This is a genomic window from Amycolatopsis sp. WGS_07, from assembly GCF_045278895.1.
GTDB lineage: Bacteria > Actinomycetota > Actinomycetes > Mycobacteriales > Pseudonocardiaceae > Amycolatopsis.
Window position 1 is genome coordinate 10140415 of sequence record NZ_CP136053.1, and the last position, 19200, is coordinate 10159614.

The 19200-nt window shown below is 70.2% G+C and carries 19 protein-coding genes; 13 read left to right on the top strand and 6 right to left on the bottom strand.

All coding sequences use genetic code 11. The annotated features are described in order from the left end of the window. The first annotated feature begins 268 nt into the window (after positions 1-268). Genes RPX00_RS47440 through RPX00_RS47480 form a run of 9 tightly spaced genes read left to right on the top strand, consistent with a single transcriptional unit; the run spans position 269 to position 9887 of the window. Positions 269-1888 carry an ABC transporter substrate-binding protein gene (locus RPX00_RS47440; protein WP_406636021.1) on the top strand — a complete coding sequence of 540 codons (1620 nt, stop codon included), beginning with the start codon at positions 269-271 and terminating at the stop codon, positions 1886-1888. Next, positions 1855-2865: an ABC transporter permease gene (locus RPX00_RS47445; RefSeq protein ID WP_406636023.1), complete on the top strand. Its 1011-nt coding sequence runs from the start codon at positions 1855-1857 to the stop codon at positions 2863-2865. The genes RPX00_RS47440 and RPX00_RS47445 overlap by 34 nt, the downstream gene beginning before the upstream one ends. Beyond that, positions 2858-3670, top strand: coding sequence for an ABC transporter permease (locus RPX00_RS47450; protein WP_406636025.1), 813 nt, complete (start codon positions 2858-2860; stop codon positions 3668-3670). The genes RPX00_RS47445 and RPX00_RS47450 overlap by 8 nt, the downstream gene beginning before the upstream one ends. After that, on the top strand, positions 3667-4479 hold the full coding sequence (locus RPX00_RS47455; protein ID WP_406636027.1) for an ATP-binding cassette domain-containing protein: 813 nt from the start codon (positions 3667-3669) through the stop codon (positions 4477-4479). The genes RPX00_RS47450 and RPX00_RS47455 overlap by 4 nt, the downstream gene beginning before the upstream one ends. Then, positions 4480-5124, top strand: a complete 645-nt coding sequence (locus tag RPX00_RS47460; RefSeq protein ID WP_406636029.1) for an ABC transporter ATP-binding protein — start codon at positions 4480-4482, stop codon at positions 5122-5124. Next, positions 5121-6104 carry an ornithine cyclodeaminase gene (locus RPX00_RS47465; RefSeq protein WP_406636031.1) on the top strand — a complete coding sequence of 328 codons (984 nt, stop codon included), beginning with the start codon at positions 5121-5123 and terminating at the stop codon, positions 6102-6104. The genes RPX00_RS47460 and RPX00_RS47465 overlap by 4 nt, the downstream gene beginning before the upstream one ends. Continuing rightward, the gene (locus RPX00_RS47470; protein WP_406636033.1) at positions 6101-7453 is read left to right on the top strand and encodes a Y4yA family PLP-dependent enzyme; all 1353 of its coding nucleotides are present in this window, start codon (positions 6101-6103) and stop codon (positions 7451-7453) included. The genes RPX00_RS47465 and RPX00_RS47470 overlap by 4 nt, the downstream gene beginning before the upstream one ends. Continuing rightward, positions 7450-8502, top strand: coding sequence for a PLP-dependent cysteine synthase family protein (locus RPX00_RS47475; RefSeq protein ID WP_406636035.1), 1053 nt, complete (start codon positions 7450-7452; stop codon positions 8500-8502). Before RPX00_RS47470 ends, RPX00_RS47475 begins: the two co-directional genes overlap by 4 nt. Next, complete coding sequence (locus tag RPX00_RS47480) at positions 8499-9887, top strand: MATE family efflux transporter (RefSeq protein ID WP_406636037.1); 1389 nt, start codon at positions 8499-8501, stop codon at positions 9885-9887. The genes RPX00_RS47475 and RPX00_RS47480 overlap by 4 nt, the downstream gene beginning before the upstream one ends. Here the strand turns inward: RPX00_RS47480 and RPX00_RS47485 are convergent. Both RPX00_RS47485 and RPX00_RS47490 read right to left on the bottom strand, forming a co-directional pair. After that, positions 9867-10958 carry an alkene reductase gene (locus RPX00_RS47485; protein WP_406636039.1) on the bottom strand — a complete coding sequence of 364 codons (1092 nt, stop codon included), beginning with the start codon at positions 10956-10958 and terminating at the stop codon, positions 9867-9869. The two genes, RPX00_RS47480 and RPX00_RS47485, sit on opposite strands and share 21 nt — an antisense overlap. 76 nt (positions 10959-11034) lie before the next feature. Further along, the gene (locus RPX00_RS47490; protein WP_406636041.1) at positions 11035-11988 is read right to left on the bottom strand and encodes an Lrp/AsnC family transcriptional regulator; all 954 of its coding nucleotides are present in this window, start codon (positions 11986-11988) and stop codon (positions 11035-11037) included. A gap of 64 nt (positions 11989-12052) precedes the next feature. On the opposite strand from RPX00_RS47490, the gene RPX00_RS47495 reads away from it, so the two are divergent. From RPX00_RS47495 to RPX00_RS47505, 3 genes are all read left to right on the top strand, one after another. After that, positions 12053-13027 carry an alpha/beta hydrolase family protein gene (locus RPX00_RS47495; RefSeq protein WP_406636043.1) on the top strand — a complete coding sequence of 325 codons (975 nt, stop codon included), beginning with the start codon at positions 12053-12055 and terminating at the stop codon, positions 13025-13027. An 89-nt stretch (positions 13028-13116) separates the two neighbouring features. Further along, on the top strand, positions 13117-14703 hold the full coding sequence (locus RPX00_RS47500) for an acyl-CoA carboxylase subunit beta (protein WP_406636045.1): 1587 nt from the start codon (positions 13117-13119) through the stop codon (positions 14701-14703). Continuing rightward, positions 14700-14903: an acyl-CoA carboxylase subunit epsilon gene (locus RPX00_RS47505; RefSeq protein WP_406636047.1), complete on the top strand. Its 204-nt coding sequence runs from the start codon at positions 14700-14702 to the stop codon at positions 14901-14903. The genes RPX00_RS47500 and RPX00_RS47505 overlap by 4 nt, the downstream gene beginning before the upstream one ends. Here the strand turns inward: RPX00_RS47505 and RPX00_RS47510 are convergent. Genes RPX00_RS47510 through RPX00_RS47525 form a run of 4 tightly spaced genes read right to left on the bottom strand, consistent with a single transcriptional unit; the run spans position 14890 to position 18230 of the window. Next, positions 14890-15843 (bottom strand): acyltransferase domain-containing protein, encoded by a 954-nt coding sequence (locus tag RPX00_RS47510; protein ID WP_406636049.1) that lies wholly within the window; start codon positions 15841-15843, stop codon positions 14890-14892. The two genes, RPX00_RS47505 and RPX00_RS47510, sit on opposite strands and share 14 nt — an antisense overlap. 7 nt (positions 15844-15850) lie before the next feature. After that, on the bottom strand, positions 15851-16153 hold the full coding sequence (locus tag RPX00_RS47515; RefSeq protein WP_406636051.1) for an antibiotic biosynthesis monooxygenase family protein: 303 nt from the start codon (positions 16151-16153) through the stop codon (positions 15851-15853). After that, the gene (locus RPX00_RS47520) at positions 16093-17757 is read right to left on the bottom strand and encodes a class I adenylate-forming enzyme family protein (RefSeq protein WP_406636053.1); all 1665 of its coding nucleotides are present in this window, start codon (positions 17755-17757) and stop codon (positions 16093-16095) included. The genes RPX00_RS47515 and RPX00_RS47520 overlap by 61 nt, the downstream gene beginning before the upstream one ends. Before the next feature lie 26 nt (positions 17758-17783). After that, positions 17784-18230, bottom strand: a complete 447-nt coding sequence (locus tag RPX00_RS47525) for a nuclear transport factor 2 family protein (protein WP_406636055.1) — start codon at positions 18228-18230, stop codon at positions 17784-17786. A gap of 165 nt (positions 18231-18395) precedes the next feature. On the opposite strand from RPX00_RS47525, the gene RPX00_RS47530 reads away from it, so the two are divergent. Beyond that, the gene (locus RPX00_RS47530) at positions 18396-19187 is read left to right on the top strand and encodes an SDR family NAD(P)-dependent oxidoreductase (RefSeq protein WP_406636057.1); all 792 of its coding nucleotides are present in this window, start codon (positions 18396-18398) and stop codon (positions 19185-19187) included. Positions 19188-19200: the final 13 nt, after the last annotated feature.

The following is a 19200-nucleotide window of genomic DNA, read 5'->3' on the forward strand; positions in this document are numbered from 1 at the left end:
ACCACTTCCCGAAGAGGGGGCCGATGAAGGCACTGGAACCGCAGTATCCCGCGCGTCCCACGGGCACGACAGCGCCGGGCGACGCGGGCCGTCCAGGCTAACCGGCAACGCCATTCGCGCCGAGTGGCCGTCTCGGCGGCGCGATGCCAAGACTCGCCACCGACCGTCCGCAATGGACGGCCGAAACCGGACAAGGAGCACCACCGGGCAGAGATGACCCAGATCACACTTAATTGATAATGATTGTCACTATCAATAACTTGGCCAGGTGCCTCTCTCCCGTACCCGCCTGCCCCTGCTCCGTTCCGTGCTCGCGATCTCCCTGGGCGCCGCGCTCGTCTCCTGCGGCGCTGCTGGTCCTCCGCCGGCCGGGGATCGCTTCACGGTGATCGACGCCGAGGAACTCGGCCGGCTCAACCCGCTGACCGGCCACGGGGCCAACGGCGAGTCGAAGATCTACGAGAGCCTCTACCGCGTCGCGGAGGGGCAGGACGACCGGATTCCGGACGCGGTGCCGGTGCTCGCGGAGGGGCCGCCCGTTCCGGTCGACGGGGATCTCGCCCATTGGCGGGTCCGGACGCGGCACGGGGTCACGTTTTCGGACGGATCCGCGTTTGGCCCCGAAGACGTAGCTGCCACCTACAACGCGGTGATCAATCCGGCCTTCGCCGCACGCGTCGCGGCGAATTTCGACTTCGTCAAGTCCGTCAAGGCGACCGGGCCCGACACCGTGGACTTCTTCCTCACCGGGGCGTACGGCGACGTGCCGCACCGGTTGTTCCTGGCCATCGCGCCTTCGGAGGCATTCGCGAAACCCGGTCCGGCCGACCAGCTGCCGCTCGGCGACCATCCCATCGGCACCGGACCGTACGCGCTGACCGAGCTGCGGCCGGACCAGATGGTGCTCACCGCCCGCGACGGGTACTGGGGCGCCAAGCCGGCGGTGAAGACGTTCGTGGTGCGCCGAACGGACGACGAGAAGGCGCGCGCGGCCCAGCTCGCCGACGGTGCGGACGGCACGCGGCTGTCCCCGGCGCTGGCCAAAGCCGCCGCGAAGAACGGGTATCGCACGGTGAGCGCGAAAGCCAACGACTGGCTGGGAATCACCTTGCCGACCGGCAATCCCGTGGCGGGCGATCCGGCCGTCCGGCTGGCGTTGAACCTCGGGGTCGACCGGGCCGCGATGGTGCGCGACATCCTGCGCGGCGAGGGCACGGCGGTCTCCACGCTGGTCACGCCGTTGTTCGGGGACGCCTACGACCGGGCGCAGGACTTCACGTTCGACGCGGACCGGGCGCGGCAGGTCCTCGACGAGGCTGGATGGAAGGTCGGCGGCGACGGCGTTCGGGCGCGGGGCGGTCTCCGGGCGCGGTTCGACGTGGCCTACTACCCGACCGAGACCTTGCGCCGCGACCTCACAATGGCCGCCGTGTCCGACGCCAAGAAGATCGGGATCGAGCTGAACCCGGTCGCGGTCGAGCCGTCGGCGATGACGCCGCAGCGCCTGGCGAGCACGCCGTTCCTGCTCGGCGGCGGCGGTCAACCGTACACATTGGACACTCAGCTCTACCCGAAGTTCCACTCCCGCTACGCCAAACCGGGCGCGGGATCGAAGTGGGACAACGCCTCCGACTACACGAACCCGGACGTCGACCGTGCGCTCGACGCGGCGCGGGTCGAGCGCGACCCGGCCAAGCGGGCGCAGCTGTACCGCGATTTCCAAGCCGCCTATCACGCGGCTCCGGCGATGCTCGCCCTCGTTTCGGAAAACCACGTGTATGTGTTGCGCGACAACGGATGGCGTGTCGGGCCGACCGCGCTCGAGCCGCACGCGCACGGGGTCGCCTGGGGGCCGTGGTACTCGCTGGCCCGCTGGACGCGCTCGTGACGCGGCGCGCCCGCATCGTCCGGCTCACCGGGCGGCGGCTGGCGTTCGGCGTGCCGCTGGTGCTCGTCGTCTCGCTCGCGACGTTCGGGCTCGCCGCGGCCAGCCCGTTCGACCCGCTGGACGCCTACCTCGGCGGGGTCGGCGACGGCTACACCGAGGCCGAACGCGCGGCGCTCAAACACACCCTCGGGCTGGACCAGAGCTGGTTCGCGTCCTGGTGGCACTGGCTCGCCAACGCGGTGACCGGGGATCTCGGGTACTCGCGGGCTTATCACGCGCCGGTGCTGCAGGTGCTGGGCGACCGGCTGGGCTGGACCGCGCTGCTCGGGCTGGCCGGTTCGGTGGTCGCGGTGGTGCTCGCGGGCGTTCTCGGCGCGGTCGCGGGACTGCGTCCCGGCGGGCTCGCGGACCGTGCGATCAGCGCGCTGGCGGTGGTGCTGCAAGCGGTTCCGCCGTTCGTCATCGCCCTCGGCTCGGTCCTGCTGTTCGCCGTCACGCTGCGGCTGTTCCCCGCTTCCGGGCTCACCGATCCGGGCGCGGCGATCACCGCCGGCTCGGCCGCTCGCCACCTCGTGCTGCCCGCGCTGGCACTGGGGCTGTCCCAGGTGCCCTGGCTCGTGCTTGGCCTGCGCGAAGCGATCACGCGGGCCGCGGGCAGCGACGCCGTCCGTGGCGCGCAAGCTCGCGGACTCCCCCGGCGGATCGTCGACCTCCGGCACATCCTGCCCTTGTCGGTTACGCCGTTCTTCGCGCTGATCGGCGGCCGGCTGCCGGAACTGCTGGTCGGCGCGACCGTCGTGGAGACCGTGTTCGCGTGGCCAGGCCTCGGCGACGCGACGGTGAATTCCGCGCGGGCATTGGACTTTCCGCTGCTGGCGATCGTCACCGTGCTCACGGTCGCGCTCGTCCTGCTGGGCAATCTCGCCGCGGACGCTGCCGCCGTGGCCGTCGACCCGAGGATTGAGGCCGATGGCTGACCGAAGGCTTGCCGTGTGGGGCGCGGCCGGGTTCGTGGCTCTGCTGACCGTCTACGCGATCGCCGCTCCCCTCGTGCACCCCATCGACGAGGCCATCACCGACTTCGCGGCCGCCGACCAAGGACCGGGCACGGCGCACTGGTTCGGCACCGACTCGTCCGGACGGGACCTGTTCACCCTGGTCGCGAAAGCGATGCGGGTGTCGCTGGGGATCTCCGCGGCGACCGCGGTGGTGTCCACGATCGTCGGGCTCGTCGTCGGCGTCGCGGCGGGCGCGTTCGGCGGCTGGTGGGACCGGATCGGGATGCGCGTGGCCGACGCGATGACCGCCATTCCCAGCCTGCTGCTCTCCCTGCTGATCGTCTCGATGTTCCACGGTTCGATCACCGCCATCGTCGTGTCGCTCGTGCTCACGCACTGGACGGCGGTCGCCCGGGTGGTGCGGGCCGAGCTGCTTGCCTTGCGGCACACCGAATACGTCGAAGCCGCCCGGCTGCGCGGCCTGCCCGCGCTGCGGATCGCCCGGATTCACTTCCTTCCGGTCGCGGCGGGCCAGGCCTCGGTGGCGGCCGTGCTGCTGGTCGCCCACGCGATCTGGCACGAGTCGACGCTGTCCTTCCTCGGGGCCGGGCTGCCGCCGCATCAGGCGTCGCTCGGCACCCTGCTCTCGGAGGCCGGCGAGGCGCTGCTGCTCGGGCAGTGGTGGCGGCTGGTGTTCCCGGCGGGCGCGATCGTCGCCGCGACGCTGGCGTTGTCGGTCCTTGGACGCTCGCTCACCGCGAACCGGACGGAGGCAATCACGTGACGTTGCGCCTTGAACAGGTCAGCGTGCGGATCCCCCTCGACTCCGGACGGGAGGTGCACGCGCTCACCGACGTCGATCTCCTCGCCACCCGGGGCAGGCCGCACTTCGTGATCGGCAGCTCGGGTTCCGGAAAGTCCACGCTGTGCTCGACAGTCACCGGGCTCCTGCCCGATTCGGCCCGGTTCAGCGGGACTGTCACGGTGGCCGGCGCGTCCACCGCGCCCGAGCTGTGGCGGGAGCGCGGCCGGACGGTCGGGGTGGTGCCGCAGTCCGCGATGACCTGCTTCACTCCGGTCCGCAAGCTCGGCGGGCAGCTGGCGGAGACCGTGCGTTTCCTGCGCGGCGAACGCAGTCCGCGGGAATTGCTCGACCTCGTCGGGCTGGAGGCCGACGCGCTCGCCAAATACCCGCACGAACTCTCGGGCGGGATGGTGCAGCGAGCGGCGATCGCCGCCGCGATCGCGGGCGACCCGCCGGTGGTGGTCGCGGACGAGCCGACGTCCGCGCTCGATCCTGAACGTTCCCGGGACGCGGTCGCGCTGCTCGCCGATCTCGCCGTGCGTCAGGACCGCGTGGTGCTGGTCGCGACGCACGACATCGAAGCGCTCCACGGCGTAACCGCGGATCTCTCCGTCATGTTCGCCTCGCGCGTCGTCGAAACCGGCCCGGCCGCCGATGTGCTCACCGCGCCGCGGCATCCCTACACGCGTGACCTGCTGGCCGCGCTCCCGGAGAACGGGCTGCACCCGCTGCCCCATCCCACGCCCAGTCTCGTCGACCTGCCCGCCGACTACCGATACGGAAGCTGAATGCTCTCGGCACGTTCCCTGACCGTCGGACACGGCCGCACCGCCCTGCTCCGCGACGTCGACCTGGACCTGCGTCCCGGCGAAATCGTCGGCCTCACCGGTGCTTCCGGCTGCGGCAAGACAACGCTGGCCCGCTGCCTCGCCGGGCTCAACGCCCCCTTGAGCGGCGAAGTGCTGCTGGACGGAGTGCCGCGTCCCCGGCGGCCGGACGGGCGCGTGACGATGTTGTTCCAGTCGCCGCGCCGGGCCTGCGACCCGCGGCTCACGCTGCGCCGGAGCATCGAGATCTGCGCGACCGGCCCCGAGATCGACTGGGATTCCTGGTGCGCCAAGGCAGATCTCCCGGTCGGCCTGCTCGACCGGGTGCCCCAGCAGGTGTCGGACGGGCAGTTGCAGCGAGCCGCGATGGTCCGCGCGCTCATCGGCGAACCCGGCTACCTCCTGTGCGACGAGATGACCTCCGCGCTCGACCCGGCGACCACCGCCGCAGTGGTCGCGACTGTCCGGGGCGCGGCGGACGACGGAGCGGGCGTCCTGTTCGTCAGCCACGACCTCCCGCTGGTCCGTGCTTTCTGCGACCGCGTTCTCGAGATCCGCGACGCGGCGCTTGGTACCCCTTCCACGAGAAAGGTTGTCAGCTCATGAATTCCGGCCCGATCCTGCACATCCTGACCCGAAGCGATCTGCACAGTCTCGAACTCGCCCCGCACGAAGCGATCACCATGGTCGAGGACGGTTACCTGGCCTACGCGTCCGGCGCATCACGCAATCCGGCGAAGCTGATGGTGCCGATGCCGGACGCCGCGCGCGACTCCGTCGCGTACTCGATGCTCGGCTACGACGGCTCGCTCGAACAGGCCGCATTCAAGACGAGTTACCGGCAGGGCAGCACTTCCGCCGAGAAGTACTACACGACGATCACGCTGTACGACGACGTGACCGGCCTGCCGTTCGCGCTCCTGGACTGCCATCGCGTCGGCTCCACCCGCACCCCAGCCAGCACCGCGCTGCTCGCGAGGACCTGCGCCCGGCCGGACGCGCGCACGGCACTGATGGTCGGCACCGGCGCGCAGGGGATCCGGACGCTTCCGTACCTGCTCACCGCGCTGCCGGGGCTGGAGCGGCTGCGGCTGTTCGGCACGCATCCGGACGGCATCCGCGACAGCCTCGCCATGATGGCCGAGCACTTCCCCGGCCGGGAGGTCGAATTGGTGCAGGACGTGGAGGCCGCGGCACGCGAGTCCGACATCGTCGTCGCCGCGTCCGGCCGGGCGGCGCACCCGAAGATCCACCTTGGCTGGCTGCCGCCGGGCGGGCTGCTGATTTCGGTCGCCAGCAAGGGTGTTCAGGAAGGCACGCTCGCCGAGGCCGACTACACGGTGGCCACGAGCGCCGCGCAGGTCGAGGTCACCGGACGGCGGATGGCAGGTCCGGACGGGGTTTTCCGCATCGACGCCGAACTGCCCGAGATCCTGGCGGGCCGGGTGCCGGGCCGTCGCACGGACGAAGACCGGGTGTTCGCCTTCAGCAGCGGCATGATCATCACTGACATCCCGGTGGCGCACGCGCTCGCCGCGCGCGCCATCGCGGCTGGCCGGGGTCGAGAGGTGGCGCTGTGGTCGTGAGCGCTCTTTCGCCGCCGCTGCCGGCCCGTGAACGCCCGTGGGCGCTGAAACTGCGTGAGAGCGCGATGTTGTGGGAGATCGGCCGCGCGGTCGGCGGCGGTCCCTTTCACGTGATCCATCCGCCGACCTTCGCCGAAAACCTTCGCGGGTTCGTCGACGCGCTCGCCGCGGAAAATGTCCGAGGCACCGTCTACTATGGCAAGAAAGCGAACAAAGCGGCCGCCTGGCTGCGCGAGTGCACGGCTCCCGGCACCGGGGTCGACGTGGCGAGCGTTCCGGAACTGGTGCACGCCTTGGGCAACGGCGTGCGCGGGGACGCGATCGGGGTCACCGGGGCCGCCAAGTCCGAGGGCCTGCTGTGGCTTTCGCTGCGGCACCAGTGCTTGCTGGCGGTGGACGCGGCGGACGAGCTGGAGCGCGTCGCGAGCCTGGCTGCCGAGCTTGGCGTGACCGCTGAGATCCTGCTGCGGGTCCGTCCGCCCGCCGCGCCGTCGAGCCGGTTCGGCTTCGCTCCCGGCGAACTCGCCGCTGCCGTACGGCGGTGCGTCGAGCTGGGCGCGGCGGTCTCGTTACGCGGCTTCTCGTTCCATCTCGACGGATACGACCCGGTCCCCCGTGCCGAACTCGCCGCGCACCTGGTCGAGCTGTGCCAGGACGCCCGTGCGCTCGGGCATCCCGCGTCGAAGATCAGCGTCGGTGGCGGAATCGCGGTGTCCTATGTGGACAAGGAAGACTGGGCACGCTTCGAAGCCGGCCGGAACGACGGGTGGTTCCACAGTGGACGGAATCCCGCGCGCACCTATCCGTATCACCAGGAACCCGCTGGGGCGGCGATGGTCACGGCGATCGTCCGCCACGAAGTCGGCGGGGTTCCGTTGGCGAAGCGGCTGCGCGACGCCGGGATCGAGCTGCTGCTCGAACCGGGCCGGGCGCTGGTCGACGGTGCCGGGTTCTCGGTGTTTCCGGTGCAGGGCTGCAAAGCCAGCGGCGAGCATCTCGTCACCACCGTCGCCGGGTTGAGCATGAGTCTGTCCGAACAGTGGAAGGGCAGCGAGTTCCTGCCGGATCCGATCCTGGTGCGGCCGGGCGGGATCGCCCCGGACGAGCCGACCGCGCGCACCGCCGTCGCCGGGTCGAGCTGCATGGAATACGACGTCCTCACGTGGCGGACGGTCGAACTGGCGGGCCGTCCGGCCGTGGGCGATCTCCTCGTCTACCCCAATACCGCGGGCTATCAAATGGACAAGAACGAGAGCGGTTTCCACCAGCTGCCGCTGCCGCCGAAAGCGGTGGCGGGCGACGACGGCTGGCACCTCGACACCGACTTCCCGATCCAGGAGATCCGATGACGATCGTCCAGCGCGCCTCCGATCTGATCGGGGACACGCCTCTGCTGGAGCTGGCGCGCACCGGCGCGGGAACGCGGCTGCTGCTCAAGCTCGACCAGCTCAACCCCACCGGTTCGTGCAAGGTCCGGATGGCCCGGCAGATGATCGACGAGGCCGAGCGCGACGGCATGCTGGCCCCGGGCGGGCACATCGTCGAGCCCACGTCCGGGAACACCGGATGCGGCCTCGCGCTGGTCGCGCTCGAACGCGGCTACCGGTTCACCGCGGTCGTCGACCGGCACGCGGCCCGCGAGAAACTGCGCATGCTCTCCGCGATGGGCGCGCGGCTCGTGTTCGTCGAATGCCCTGCCGACGGCGGGGTCAGTTCCGTGCGGCGAAGGGAGGTCGCCGCCCGGATGGCGGCCGAACTGGGCGCCTACCACCCGGACCAGCACAACAATCCCGGCAACGGGAACGGTTATCTCGGCCTGGCGGCGGAGCTGCTGCGGCAGCTGGGCTCCGTCGACGTGCTGATCGCGGCCATCGGCACCGGCGGTTCGCTGTGCGGCACCGTCCGCGGCCTGCGCGCCGCCGGTGCGCGGACCCGGGCGGTGGCGGTCGAACCGGCGGGCTCGATCATCTTCGGCGGCCCGCCCGGCGTCTACCACCAGACCGGTGCGGGCAGCCCGGAAGGCTTCCCGGTCGGGTCCAATGTGGACTACTCGGTGATCGACCGGTCCCACCGGGTCAACGACTGCGACGCGTTCGCCGGGGCGCGGGTCGTGGCCCGCCGGACCGGGATGCTGGTCGGCGGGACCACCGGCGGCGCGATCTGCCTCGCGTTGCGCAGCCTGCTCGGCTACCCGGCCGGGAGCACCGTCGTGGTGCTGTGCAACGACGCCGGGGAGAAATACCTGGACTCGGTGTACGACGACGAGTGGCTGCGCGAACGCGGGGTGCTGGACGAACTCGCGCACCGCCGGGTCGAGCGCTGGTTCACCGCCTACGAGGCGTCCGTCGGCGTGGCTGCCCAAGACGCCTGGTCCGTGCCGGTGGCGGTGAGCGCGTGAAGACCGGGTACCGGCCGCTGGTGGCGCTGGCGGCTCCGATCGCCGGGGTGCAGCTCGCCCAGGTCGCCCTGACCAGCGTCGATCTGGCCATGCTCGGGCTGCTCGGCGTGCCCGCGGTCGCCGCGGGCGGGCTGGCGATCCTGCTCTACAACCAGATCCGCACCATGTGCGTCGGGATGGTCACCGGGATCGGGAACCTGGTGGCCGCCGCGGCCGGGGCGGGCGAACAGCGCACCGGAACGAGCGATCCGGACGACCGGGCGCGGGACGAGATCCGCACACTGCTCCGGTCGGCCCTCCTGGTGGCGACGCTGACCGCCACCGCCGGCGCGGCTGTCCTTTGTGGACTCGCGCTCGCCCTGCCGCTGCTCGGGCAGAAACCCGAGATCGTCTCGCTCGCCCAGTCAATGATGTTCGCCCTCGCGGGCGGGCTGTTCCCGATGGTGTGGCTCAACGTCCTGCGGCAGTTCTCGGTCGGGCTGCGCCGCCCTGGCTCGCTCCTCGCGGTGACCTGCGTGTCCATCGCGGTGAACGCGGCTTGCAACGGCGCGTTCATCTACGGCTGGGCGGGCCTGCCCCGGCTGGGCGTCGCGGGGGTCGGGCTGGCGACCACGGTCGTCCAGTTCTTCACCCTGGCGGTTTTCGCCTCGGCCATCCGCCGGGACCCAGCCCTGCGGACGATGGTCTCGCTCGCCGCGTGGCGCGCCGACGCCGTGGTGGTCCGGCGCATCCTCCGGCACGGGACGCCGATCTGCTTCACCTACGGGTCGGAAGCCGCGATCACCTCGATCGCCACGCTGCTGATGGGCGCGTTCGGGCCCGCGATGCTCGCCGCGTCGAACGTCGCGAATCAGCTCGCGTACATCGTCTATCAGTGCAATATCGGGCTGTCCCAAGGCTCTTCGATCCTGCTCAGCCGCGCTGTCGGCCAGGGCAAGCCGCAGCTGGCTCCGTCGATCGCACGCCGCGCGCTGACCCTGTCGTGGACGCTGATGGCGATCGTGAGCCTGGGTTACCTGGTGATTCCGCAGGCGATGCTGTGGCCGTTCCTGCACGACGAGACAGGCACGGCGGTACTCGCGACGGCGTCGACCCTGCTGCTGTTCGCGATCGCGCAGCAATACAGCAAGGGCACCCAGAACATCCTGGTCGGCTTGCTCCGCGGGCTCGGGGACACCGTTTCGGGGCTGCGCTGCACGCTCATCGGATACTGGGCGATCGGTGTCCCGGCGATGGTGGTGTGCGCGTACGTGTTCGGCTGGGGTGGATGGGGAGTGTGGACGGGGCTCTGCGTCGGCTTCGCCGCAACGGCGGTACTCCTTGCGCGACGGTTTCGGGCTGTCGCGGTGACGGTGCGCCCGGGTTTATCTGCGGTCCGGGGCTAGGGTCGGATAGTCGACATAGCCGCGGTGGTCGCCGAGGTAGAAGGTGCGCGGGTCGGCGGGAGTGAACGGGCCGCCCGCGCGCAGGCGTTCGACCAGGTCCGGATTGGAGACGAACAGGGTGCCGAACGCGAGAACGTCGGCGAGCCCGTCTTCGATCAGGCGCAGCTGGGCGCCTGGATCGGCATACGTGGCCTGGTACGGGTTGAGCATGAACACGCCAGGCCACCGCTCGCGCAGGCTCCGGATCAGGGCGCGGTGTCCAGGGAACTCCAAGACGTGCAGGTAGGCCAGGTCGGTGCGCAGTTCGGTGACGAGGGCGGCGTAGAGCGCGTCGACGTCGCTCTCCCGGATGCCGAACGCCGGGCAGCCGGGGGAAATCCGCAGGGCGAGCCGTCCCGGTCCGATGCGGGCGGCGACGCTGTCGACCAGTTCCAGCACGAACCGGATCCGGTTGGCGATGGAGCCGCCGTAGCGGTCGGTACGCTGGTTGGCCGTGTCGGACAGGAACTGCTGGATCAGATACCCGTACGCGCCATGCAGTTCCACGCCGTCGAACCCGGCGGCGTCGCAACGGGCCGCGGCGTCGGCGAAGTCGCTGATCGTCTCGCGGATTCCGGACACGGTCAGCTCGTGCGGCACCGGGTAGGGCGCACGCACGGCGGGACCGTCCGTGCTGATGCGGACCTGCCCCTCTGCGGCGACCGGCGACGGCGCGACCGGATGCAGGCCGCCGCCGAGCAGGACGGGATGGCTGTTGCGGCCGGCGTGCATGAGCTGGGCGAAGATGCGGCCGCCCGCGTTGTGCACGCGCTCGGTGATGGGACGCCACGACGCGACCTGGCGTTCGTCGTGGATGCCGGGCGTCCAGGTGTAGCCCTGGCCGACTCGATTCGGTTGCAGCGCCTCGGAAATGATGAGCCCCGTGGAGCAGCGCTGGATGTAGTAGTCCCCCATCAGCTCGGTGGCCGACAGACCCGGACCGTAGGCGCGGCGGCGGGTCAGCGGGGCCATCGCGATGCGGTTGGGCAGGGTCAGCGCGGGCAGGTCGATCGGGTCGAATGCGGTTGCCATGGGGCCACTGTCGCCATGCCCAGGCGGGCTTCCCAGGAAAGGCGTGATCTTCGGCGGTATTTTCCAGTCTTAGGGCCTAGATGGCGATTTCCGACTGTTTGAGTGTGCGCATCACCGGCGCAGTCTCCACCGCCGATACTCCGGGCAGCGCGGCCAGCGGCCCGGTCGCGTACGCATAAAGCGCGCGTGGGCTACGGCATTGGACGCTGACGTACAGATTGGACGGTCCGGTCGTCGCCGCGGCGAAGCTCACCTCGGTGTGCTTCGCGAGGGCCGCACCAGCGGCGGCGAGGTGGCGCGGAGCCACTGACAGCCACAGCGAAGCAGTGGTACGGAGCCCGAGCAGCGAAGGCGCGAAGTCGACATCGAAGTACAGCACTCCCGCCCGGCGCAGTTCGGTCAGCCGCCGCCGGACGGTCGTCTGAGACCAGCCGGTAGCCGCGGCCAGCTCACGGAAACCGATGCGCCCGTCGCGGCCTACCTCCGCCAGCAACGCCCGGTCGCCGTCGGTCAGCTCGACCGGCTCGTCCGGCGCCGCGGCGACCTCGGGAGGCCGGAGGCGCGCGATCTGGGCCGAGGTCAGCGGACCGGCCTTGGACAGCGGGCTGGTGGGGCCGCCGAAGAAGACGTGCACGACGCAGTGCCCGCTGACCTGCGTCACCGGCGGCGAACGGGGCAGGCGCGCCAGCACCGACGACGTGGCCGCCTCCGCGGGAGTCCGCACCATGCACACGATCTCCGCGCCGCCGGAGGCCACGTGCACCCACGACGTCTCCGGACGGCGGGCCAGTGCCTGTGCCAAACTCTCGGCCGTGCCCGGCGCGCAGCCGACCCGGACGAGCCAGGTTTCCTCCCCGACCGCCTCCGGCAGGGTCAGCCCCACGACCCGGACCGCGCCGGCCGCCCGCAGCGCCTGATACCGCCGGGCGACGGTCTGGTCCGACACCCCGAGCACCTCGGCGACCTGGCTGAACGACACCCGCCCGTCGATCTGCAGCGCCTGCAGCAGACCGGATTCCACGTGATCCACCCGGCAACGGTAACGATCAGCGACGCTCATGAGTCCTTGACACTTCTTCGGCACTCTTTCCGGCATGACTTTCCTTCGCACCGCCGTCGCCGTGCTGGCGCTGGTGTTGGCCACCGCCCTGGCACCGCAAGCGACCGCCGCGCCGCGTGTTGGCGTCCTCGAATACAACCTCGGCGACCAGGCCTTCCACGACCCCACCGTGTCCGTGCCGATGGAGCTGGCCGCGGTCGTGCACTATCCGCGCGATCTCGGCGGCCGTCCGCATCCGCTGATCGTGCAGGAGCACGGCAGCTGGTGGAGCTGCGTGGACCCGGTCGCGAGAACGCCGCAGGGTGACTGGCCGTGCCCGCCAGGCCAGCGCACGCTGCCGAGCTACCGCGGCTACGACTACCTCGGCGAGAAACTGGCCGAACGGGGGTTCATCGTCGTTTCGATCAGCGCCAACGCCATCAACGCGCACCTCCTCGGCGACGAGGGCTACTTCTCGCGCGCCCATCTGGTCAACAAGCACCTGGAGCTGTGGCGCGACCTCGCACGCGGCGAAGGACCGCTGGCGGGCAGCCTCTCGCGGTTCCGGGGGCACGTCGATCTCTCCCGCGTCGGCACGATGGGACATTCCCGCGGCGGCAAGGGCGTAATGTGGCAGGCGTCCGACAAGCACACGCCCGAATGGCCCGCCGGCGTCCGGATCCGCGCGGTCGTCCCGCTCGCGCCGGTCTACTTCAACTCCACCGAGGACGACAACAGCGACGTGCTCGTCACCCGGGTGCCGTTCAAGGTGGTCCTCAGCAGCTGCGACGGCGCTGTCGGCACCGTGGGTCAGCAGTACGTCGACGACGTGGCGGGACGCAATCCCGACGCCAGCGCGGTGACGCTCGCCGGGGCGAACCACAACTTCTACAACACCGAATGGTCACCCGGAAAAATCGGCGGCGAGGACGACACGACGCCGGGCTGTGTCGGTAAATTGACCCCGGCGCAGCAGCGGAACGGTGCTGTGCGCGAGATCGTGTCGTTTTTCGGCAGCCGTCTGCGCTGAGACCGCGCTTTTCGTCAGGCCTTCGTCCACGGACCTTCACGCGGGATGTTCGAAGCATTCTTTAACGGTCCGGAGTTACGTATGAAGACGTGACTGCGACGAATAAGCCAAGCCTCGGAAGCCCGCACGATTTGCGGGCCCGCGTCGAAGAACTGGGGGCGGCTAGGGAACAGGTACTCGAGGGTCCGTCGGCCGCGGCGACGGAGCGGCAGCGCGCCAAGGGGAAGCTGACCGTGCGGCAGCGGCTGGAGCTGCTGTTCGACGCCGGTTCGTTTCGGGAGGTGGAGGGGTTCCGGCGGCATCGGGCGTTCGGATTCGGGCTTGAGGACCGCCGTCCGTATTCGGACGGGGTGGTGACCGGATGGGGAACGGTGTACGGGCGGAAAGTGTTCGCCTACGCGCACGATTTCCGGATTTTCGGCGGTTCGCTCGGCGAGGCGCACGCGGAGAAAATCCACAAGGTCATGGATCTGGCCGAGACCGCCGGGGCGCCGCTGGTGGCGTTGTCGGACGGTGCGGGCGCGCGGATCCAGGAGGGGGTGACCGCGCTCGCCGGATATGGCGGGATCTTTCGCCGGAATGTGAAGGCTTCCGGGGTGATCCCGCAGATCAGCGTCATGCTGGGACCGTGCGCCGGTGGTGCGACCTATTCGCCGGCGTTGACCGATTTCGTATTCATGGTGCGGGGTATCGCGCAGATGTACATCACCGGCCCGGACGTGGTGCGGTCGGTGACCGGCGAAGAGATCTCGCACGAGGACCTCGGCGGCGCGGACGTGCACGCGGCAGTCTCGGGCGCCGCCGGGTTCGTGTACGACACCGAGGACGATTGCCTCGCCGAGGTGCGTCATCTGCTCTCGATGCTGCCCGCCAACAACCGTGAGCTGCCACCGGTCGTCGTGCCTAGCGACGATCCCGCGCGACGCTGCCCGGCGCTGCTGGACCTCGTCCCCGGCGATCCGAATCAGGCCTACGACATGCGCACGGTGATCGAAGAGATCATCGACGACGGCGACCTGTTCGAGGTGCACGCGTCCTGGGCGCAGAACGTCATCTGCGGATTCGCGCGAATGGCCGGCCACGTGGTCGGGATCGTGGCGAATCAGCCCGCGTCGTTCGCCGGGGTGCTGGACATCCACGCCTCGGAGAAGGCGGCGCGGTTCGTGCAGACCTGCGACGCGTTCAGCATCCCGCTCGTGACGCTGGTGGACGTGCCCGGTTTCCTCCCCGGCCGCAGCCAGGAACACGGCGGCATCATCCGGCACGGCGCGAAGCTGCTCTACGCCTACTGCAACGCCACTGTGCCGCGCGTCCAGCTCGTCGTGCGCAAGGCCTACGGCGGGGCGTACATCGTGATGGACTCCCGTTCGATCGGCGCGGACGTCTCGTTCGCCTGGCCCTCCAACGAAATCGCCGTGATGGGCGCGGACGGCGCGGCGAACATCGTGTTCCGCCGGGAGATCGAGCACGCCGCCGATCCCGACGCGGCGCGCGAACACCTGGTCAAAGAGTACGTGCGGGAGCTGATGCATCCGTTCTACGCGGCCGAACGCGGTCTCGTGGACGACGTGATCGACCCGGCCGACACGCGGCTGGTGCTCATCGACGCGCTGGAGATGTTGCGCGCCAAGCACTCCGAACTGCCGGCGCGCAAACACGGGAACCCGCCGTCGTGAGCGAGCCGGTGTTGGTCGTCCTGCGGGGCGCTCCCGCGGACGACGAAATCGCCGCGGTGCTCGCGGCGCTGTGGCTGGTGGCTGGCCGGACCGAAACCCGGCCAGCCCGCACCCCGCCCCGGCCGAGTTGGAGGAGCCGGGCTTACCGGATGCCGGGAACCTGGGTCGCCGGAACACACGCGGAGGTCACCCGCCGGTGAGCTGAGCCAGCGCCGCGTGCCAGGTTTCGCGGGTCGTGGCCGCGGTCGGCGGCAGCAGTGGCAGCGCGGCGCTGGTTCCCCGTCGGACGGCCGGATGGCGGCGGGCCAGCACGGACAGCATTCCGCCCGGTCCCGCCTCGACCAGCGTGTAATCGCCAGATCGCAGCAACGCGCACAGCGCGGGCCAGTACAGCACCGGCGTCGCGAGTTGCCCGGCCCAGAACCCGGGCGTCCTGGCCTCGTCCGGGCCGATCGGAGCCGCAGTGCGCGTCGAATAGATCGGGACGGCCGGGGCGTGCAGCGGCACCCGGTCGAAGGCCTGCTCGAACCGGGGGACCACCGCCGCCATCTTCGGGCTGTGAAAAGGCAGATCCGCGGGCACTGAAAGGCCGCGGATGCCTTCGCTCGCAAGGCGATCCGCGACCGCCGCCAGCTGGGGCCGGGGTCCGGAAAGGACGGTGACGGCGGGTCCGTTGATCGCACCGATCGCCACGGCCGGGCTGAGATAAGGCTCCACCTTCTCCGCCGAAGCTCCCGCCGCATACATCTCGCCTGGCGCCGCGTCGGCCATCGCGGCCAGCCGGCCACGCATGATCGCCGCGGCCGCGCGCCGGTCGAACACGCCCGCGAGAGCGGCCGCCGCCAGTTCGCCGATGCTGTGCCCGAGCAAGGCCGCCGGCCGGACCCCGTGTGCGATCAGGGTCCGGCCGAGCGCGTGCCCGATGGCGAACAGCAACGGCTGAGCGAGCGCGGCGTCGTGGATGGGCGTGTCGGGATCGTCGCTGAGCCACGCCGAACGCAGCCGGCCGCCGACGGTGCCGAGATCGGCGAAGAAGGCGTCCATTTGTTCGCTGAACACCGGTTCGTACCCGTACAGCGGCACTGCCATGCCGTGGTGCTGGGAGCCTTGTCCCGGCAGAAGCAGCGCGACCGGCGTCATGGCAACGTCACGCGACCTTGCCCGCGGCGTGCTCGGAGACCAGGTCGAACGGGGCGGGGTCGGCGGCGGCGAGCTTGATCACCTGCTGGACGCGGCTGCGGAACTCCGGGCTGCCGGTGGCCGCCTGGTGGTCGGCGGCGCTGTCCCACAGGGCGATTTCGAGGTAGACGTTGGCATTCCGGCCGGAACGGTACAGCGCGTGCGACCCGAAACCCGGCTGTGTCTGCATGTGATCGGTGATCTCGCCGATCAGCCGCTCGAATTCGGCTGTGTCGCCGGAGACGGTGAACCGGTTGATGAACGTGTACATGACGCTCTCCTGTTCTCGGGATCGTGGGTGCGGGCGGACGCTCTCGCCCGCAAATCGCGCCGCTGGACCTTTCCGTTGGCCGAACGGGGAATCGCGTCGATCAGCTCGACGTCGCGCAGATGTTCGTAGTACGGCAGCCGTTCTGCGATGTAGGCGGCGAAACTGGCCGGATCAGCCTGTTTTTCGTCGCGTGGGACCACCAGCGCGTAAGCGACCGCGCCGCTGAAGGTGTCCGGGAAGTCGAAGACAGCGCAGTCCGCCACCTGAGGATGACGGCGCAGCACCCGTTCGATCTCGGTCGGCGAGACCAGCCAGTTGTCGCATTTGAACACGTCTTTGATCCGGTCCGAGACGAACAACCGGCCAGTGCTGTCGACGTGGCCGACGTCGCCGGTGGAGAACCAGCCTTCGGCGTCCACCACTCTCGCGAGGTCCTGGTCGTGATAGCCCAGCATCAGCTGCGGACCGCGGACCTGGATCTCGCCCTTCTCGCCGACCGGGAGCACGTCCCGCTCCGCTCCGATGCGCACGATCCGGCAGTCGGTCCCGGCGACCGGACGCCCGGACGACAACAGGGTCGGCGCGTCGAGGTCGTCGAAGTGGAGCAGCGGCGACGTCTCCTGCAGCCCGTAGCCTTGGGCGACCGGCACGCCGAACTGCCGGGTCAGGGTTTCCGTGGCGAAGCTGGGCAACGCCGATCCCCCGCACAACACCGCTTGCAGCGAACGGGCCCGCATCTGGGGCAGCCGTTCATCGGACGCAAGCCGCGAAAGCCGCACCGGAAGGCTGTAAAAGTGCGTCGCGCCAAACCGATCCGCCGCGTCGACCGCCTCCGCGACGTCGTCACCAGTCCAGAGAACCAGCGACGCTCCCGCGGTGACACTGATGGTGAGGTGCATGAGGTGGAACGTCGGCAGGTAGTTGAACACCACCGACGTCGCCGTGAGCCGCTGCGCGAGTGCCGTCTGCGCCGCGTTGACCACCAGGTTGTAATGCGACAGGCGGACCACTTTCGCCGGTCCCGTGGTGCCGCTGGTGAATTGCAGGCAGGCGATGTCGTGGCTGGTCGCGGGCGTGGGCGGCGCGCTCCCGGTGCCCGCCGCCACGAGGTCGGCCACGGTCGGCAATGCGCGGGCGGCCGGATCGGTTTCGGGGCCTCGATGCGTCAGCACCACCGAACGCAACCGCGGCAGGCGGTCGCGGATCGTGGCGAGGCGCGGGTACAGCTCCGGCGGGATGATCGCGACCGTGGCGGCGCAGGTGGCCAGTACGTGTGCCAGCGCCTCCTCGCGCAGCAACGGGTTGACCAGCGCCGGAATCGCCCCGACCCGGCAGAGTCCGAAGAACGCGAGCGGAAAGGCCGGGTCGAGCACCGACGCCAGCGCCACCACTTCGCCCGGCTCCACGCTCTCGTGGATCGCCGCGGCGAACCGGCCGACCTCCTCGTTGAGTTCGGCATAGGTCCGCGTCGTGTCCCGGGACCGGACCGCCACCTTGTCCGGCGACCGCCGGACCGCTCGTACCAGTAAATCGTCCACCAGCGGGCCGCCGATCAACCCGTCGAGGTCGGCGAGCGGCGGACCACTGGTCATGCTCACTGTCATGGCCGGCTCCGCGTCTTTCCGGGAATTCACGCCGCGGACAGGTCGTCGCGGCGGACTTCGCGGCGCAGGACCTGGAACTCCCCGTCGCCCCGCGCCAGGACGTCCTGGCAGCTGCAGCTGAAGTCGGCGGCTGGCTTCCCGCCGCGCGGCGTGGTGTACACGATGGCGTAGGTCTTCGCGAGCACCGTCCCGTCCGGCTGTTCCTGCACCTCGAGCATCCCCAGCCAGTGCCGGCGCTGGAGCCCGGACGCCTCGAGTTTCGCCGTGGTCTCGCGGGCGCCGTTCTCGATCGCGGGCCGTCCCGTCTGCAGCAGCGTGTTCGCCTCGAACACGCCGTCCTCGGCGAAAGTGCCTGCCCACTGTTCGACGGCGCCCTCGTCGAGGAAACGCATCTGACGCCCGTAGAAATGCTGAACCTCGGTGTAGAGCCGGAAATCGTGCTCCCGGCCGGCCTGCTGCGCCGTGCGCGTCATGTGGCCCTCCCAATCGGTGCGGCGTACTCGCGGTTGCCTGGCGAGCCTGGCACCGGTGCTTCGAGGATCGCTGGAACCGCCGTCTCTAAGCGGCGTACGACGAGTTTCGAACCGCGGAAGACAAGGTGGGTGGCGATCCCAGACCCAGCAGGCGAAGGGCAACGCATGAGCACCTCCAGTACCGCGCCGGTCGCATTGGTCACCGGCGCCACGAGCGGGATCGGCTTGGCCGTAGTCGAGCAGCTGGTCGCGCAGGGCACCAAGGTCTACTTCTGCGCACGGACCGCGGCGAACGTGAGCGATACGGTCAAACGGCTGCAGGACAGCGGTTTCGACGTGGACGGCACCGACTGCGACGTCCGGTCCGCCGAGTCGGTCCACCGGTTCGTCCAGTCCGCTGTGGACAGATTCGGCCCGGTCACCGTGCTGGTGAACAACGCGGGCCGCAACGGCGGCGGCGTCACGGCCGAGATCCCCGACGAACTGTGGTACGACGTCGTGGACACGAACCTCAACAGTGTCTTCCTGATGACCCGCGCGGCGCTGACCATCGGGCGGCTGCCCGAGGCCGGCACGCGCGGCCGGATCATCAACGTCGCCTCCACCGGCGGCAAACAAGGGGTCCCGCTCGGCGCGCCCTACTCGGCCGCGAAGGCAGGTGTCATCGGGTTCACCAAGGCACTGGCCAAAGAGCTGGCGCTCACCGGGGTCACTGTCAACGCGGTGTGCCCCGGCTACGTCGAAACCCCGATGGCCGTGCGGGTGCGCCAGGCCTACGCCGGCACCTGGGGGATCTCCGAGGACGAGGTGCTCTCCCGGTTCAACGCGAAGATCCCGCTCGGCCGCTACTCCAGCGCCGAGGAAGTAGCCGGGATGGTCTGCTACCTGACCACCGAAACCGCGGCCTCCGTCACCGCGCAGGCGCTCAACGTCTGCGGCGGCCTTGGCATCTACTGACCTCCGCGACCCC

What these genes read in the sequence shown, in the direction of transcription:
- RPX00_RS47475 (WP_406636035.1), top strand. Translation starts at nt 7,450, where the DNA reads ATGACGATCGTCCAGCGCGCCTCCGATCTGATCGGGGACACGCCTCTG.
- RPX00_RS47460 (WP_406636029.1), top strand. Translation starts at nt 4,480, where the DNA reads ATGCTCTCGGCACGTTCCCTGACCGTCGGACACGGCCGCACCGCCCTG.
- RPX00_RS47530 (WP_406636057.1), top strand. Translation starts at nt 18,396, where the DNA reads ATGAGCACCTCCAGTACCGCGCCGGTCGCATTGGTCACCGGCGCCACG.
- RPX00_RS47520 (WP_406636053.1), bottom strand. Translation starts at nt 17,757, where the DNA reads ATGACAGTGAGCATGACCAGTGGTCCGCCGCTCGCCGACCTCGACGGG.
- RPX00_RS47510 (WP_406636049.1), bottom strand. Translation starts at nt 15,843, where the DNA reads ATGACGCCGGTCGCGCTGCTTCTGCCGGGACAAGGCTCCCAGCACCAC.
- RPX00_RS47495 (WP_406636043.1), top strand. Translation starts at nt 12,053, where the DNA reads ATGACTTTCCTTCGCACCGCCGTCGCCGTGCTGGCGCTGGTGTTGGCC.
- RPX00_RS47525 (WP_406636055.1), bottom strand. Translation starts at nt 18,230, where the DNA reads ATGACGCGCACGGCGCAGCAGGCCGGCCGGGAGCACGATTTCCGGCTC.
- RPX00_RS47515 (WP_406636051.1), bottom strand. Translation starts at nt 16,153, where the DNA reads ATGTACACGTTCATCAACCGGTTCACCGTCTCCGGCGACACAGCCGAA.
- RPX00_RS47485 (WP_406636039.1), bottom strand. Translation starts at nt 10,958, where the DNA reads ATGGCAACCGCATTCGACCCGATCGACCTGCCCGCGCTGACCCTGCCC.
- RPX00_RS47465 (WP_406636031.1), top strand. Translation starts at nt 5,121, where the DNA reads ATGAATTCCGGCCCGATCCTGCACATCCTGACCCGAAGCGATCTGCAC.
- RPX00_RS47450 (WP_406636025.1), top strand. Translation starts at nt 2,858, where the DNA reads ATGGCTGACCGAAGGCTTGCCGTGTGGGGCGCGGCCGGGTTCGTGGCT.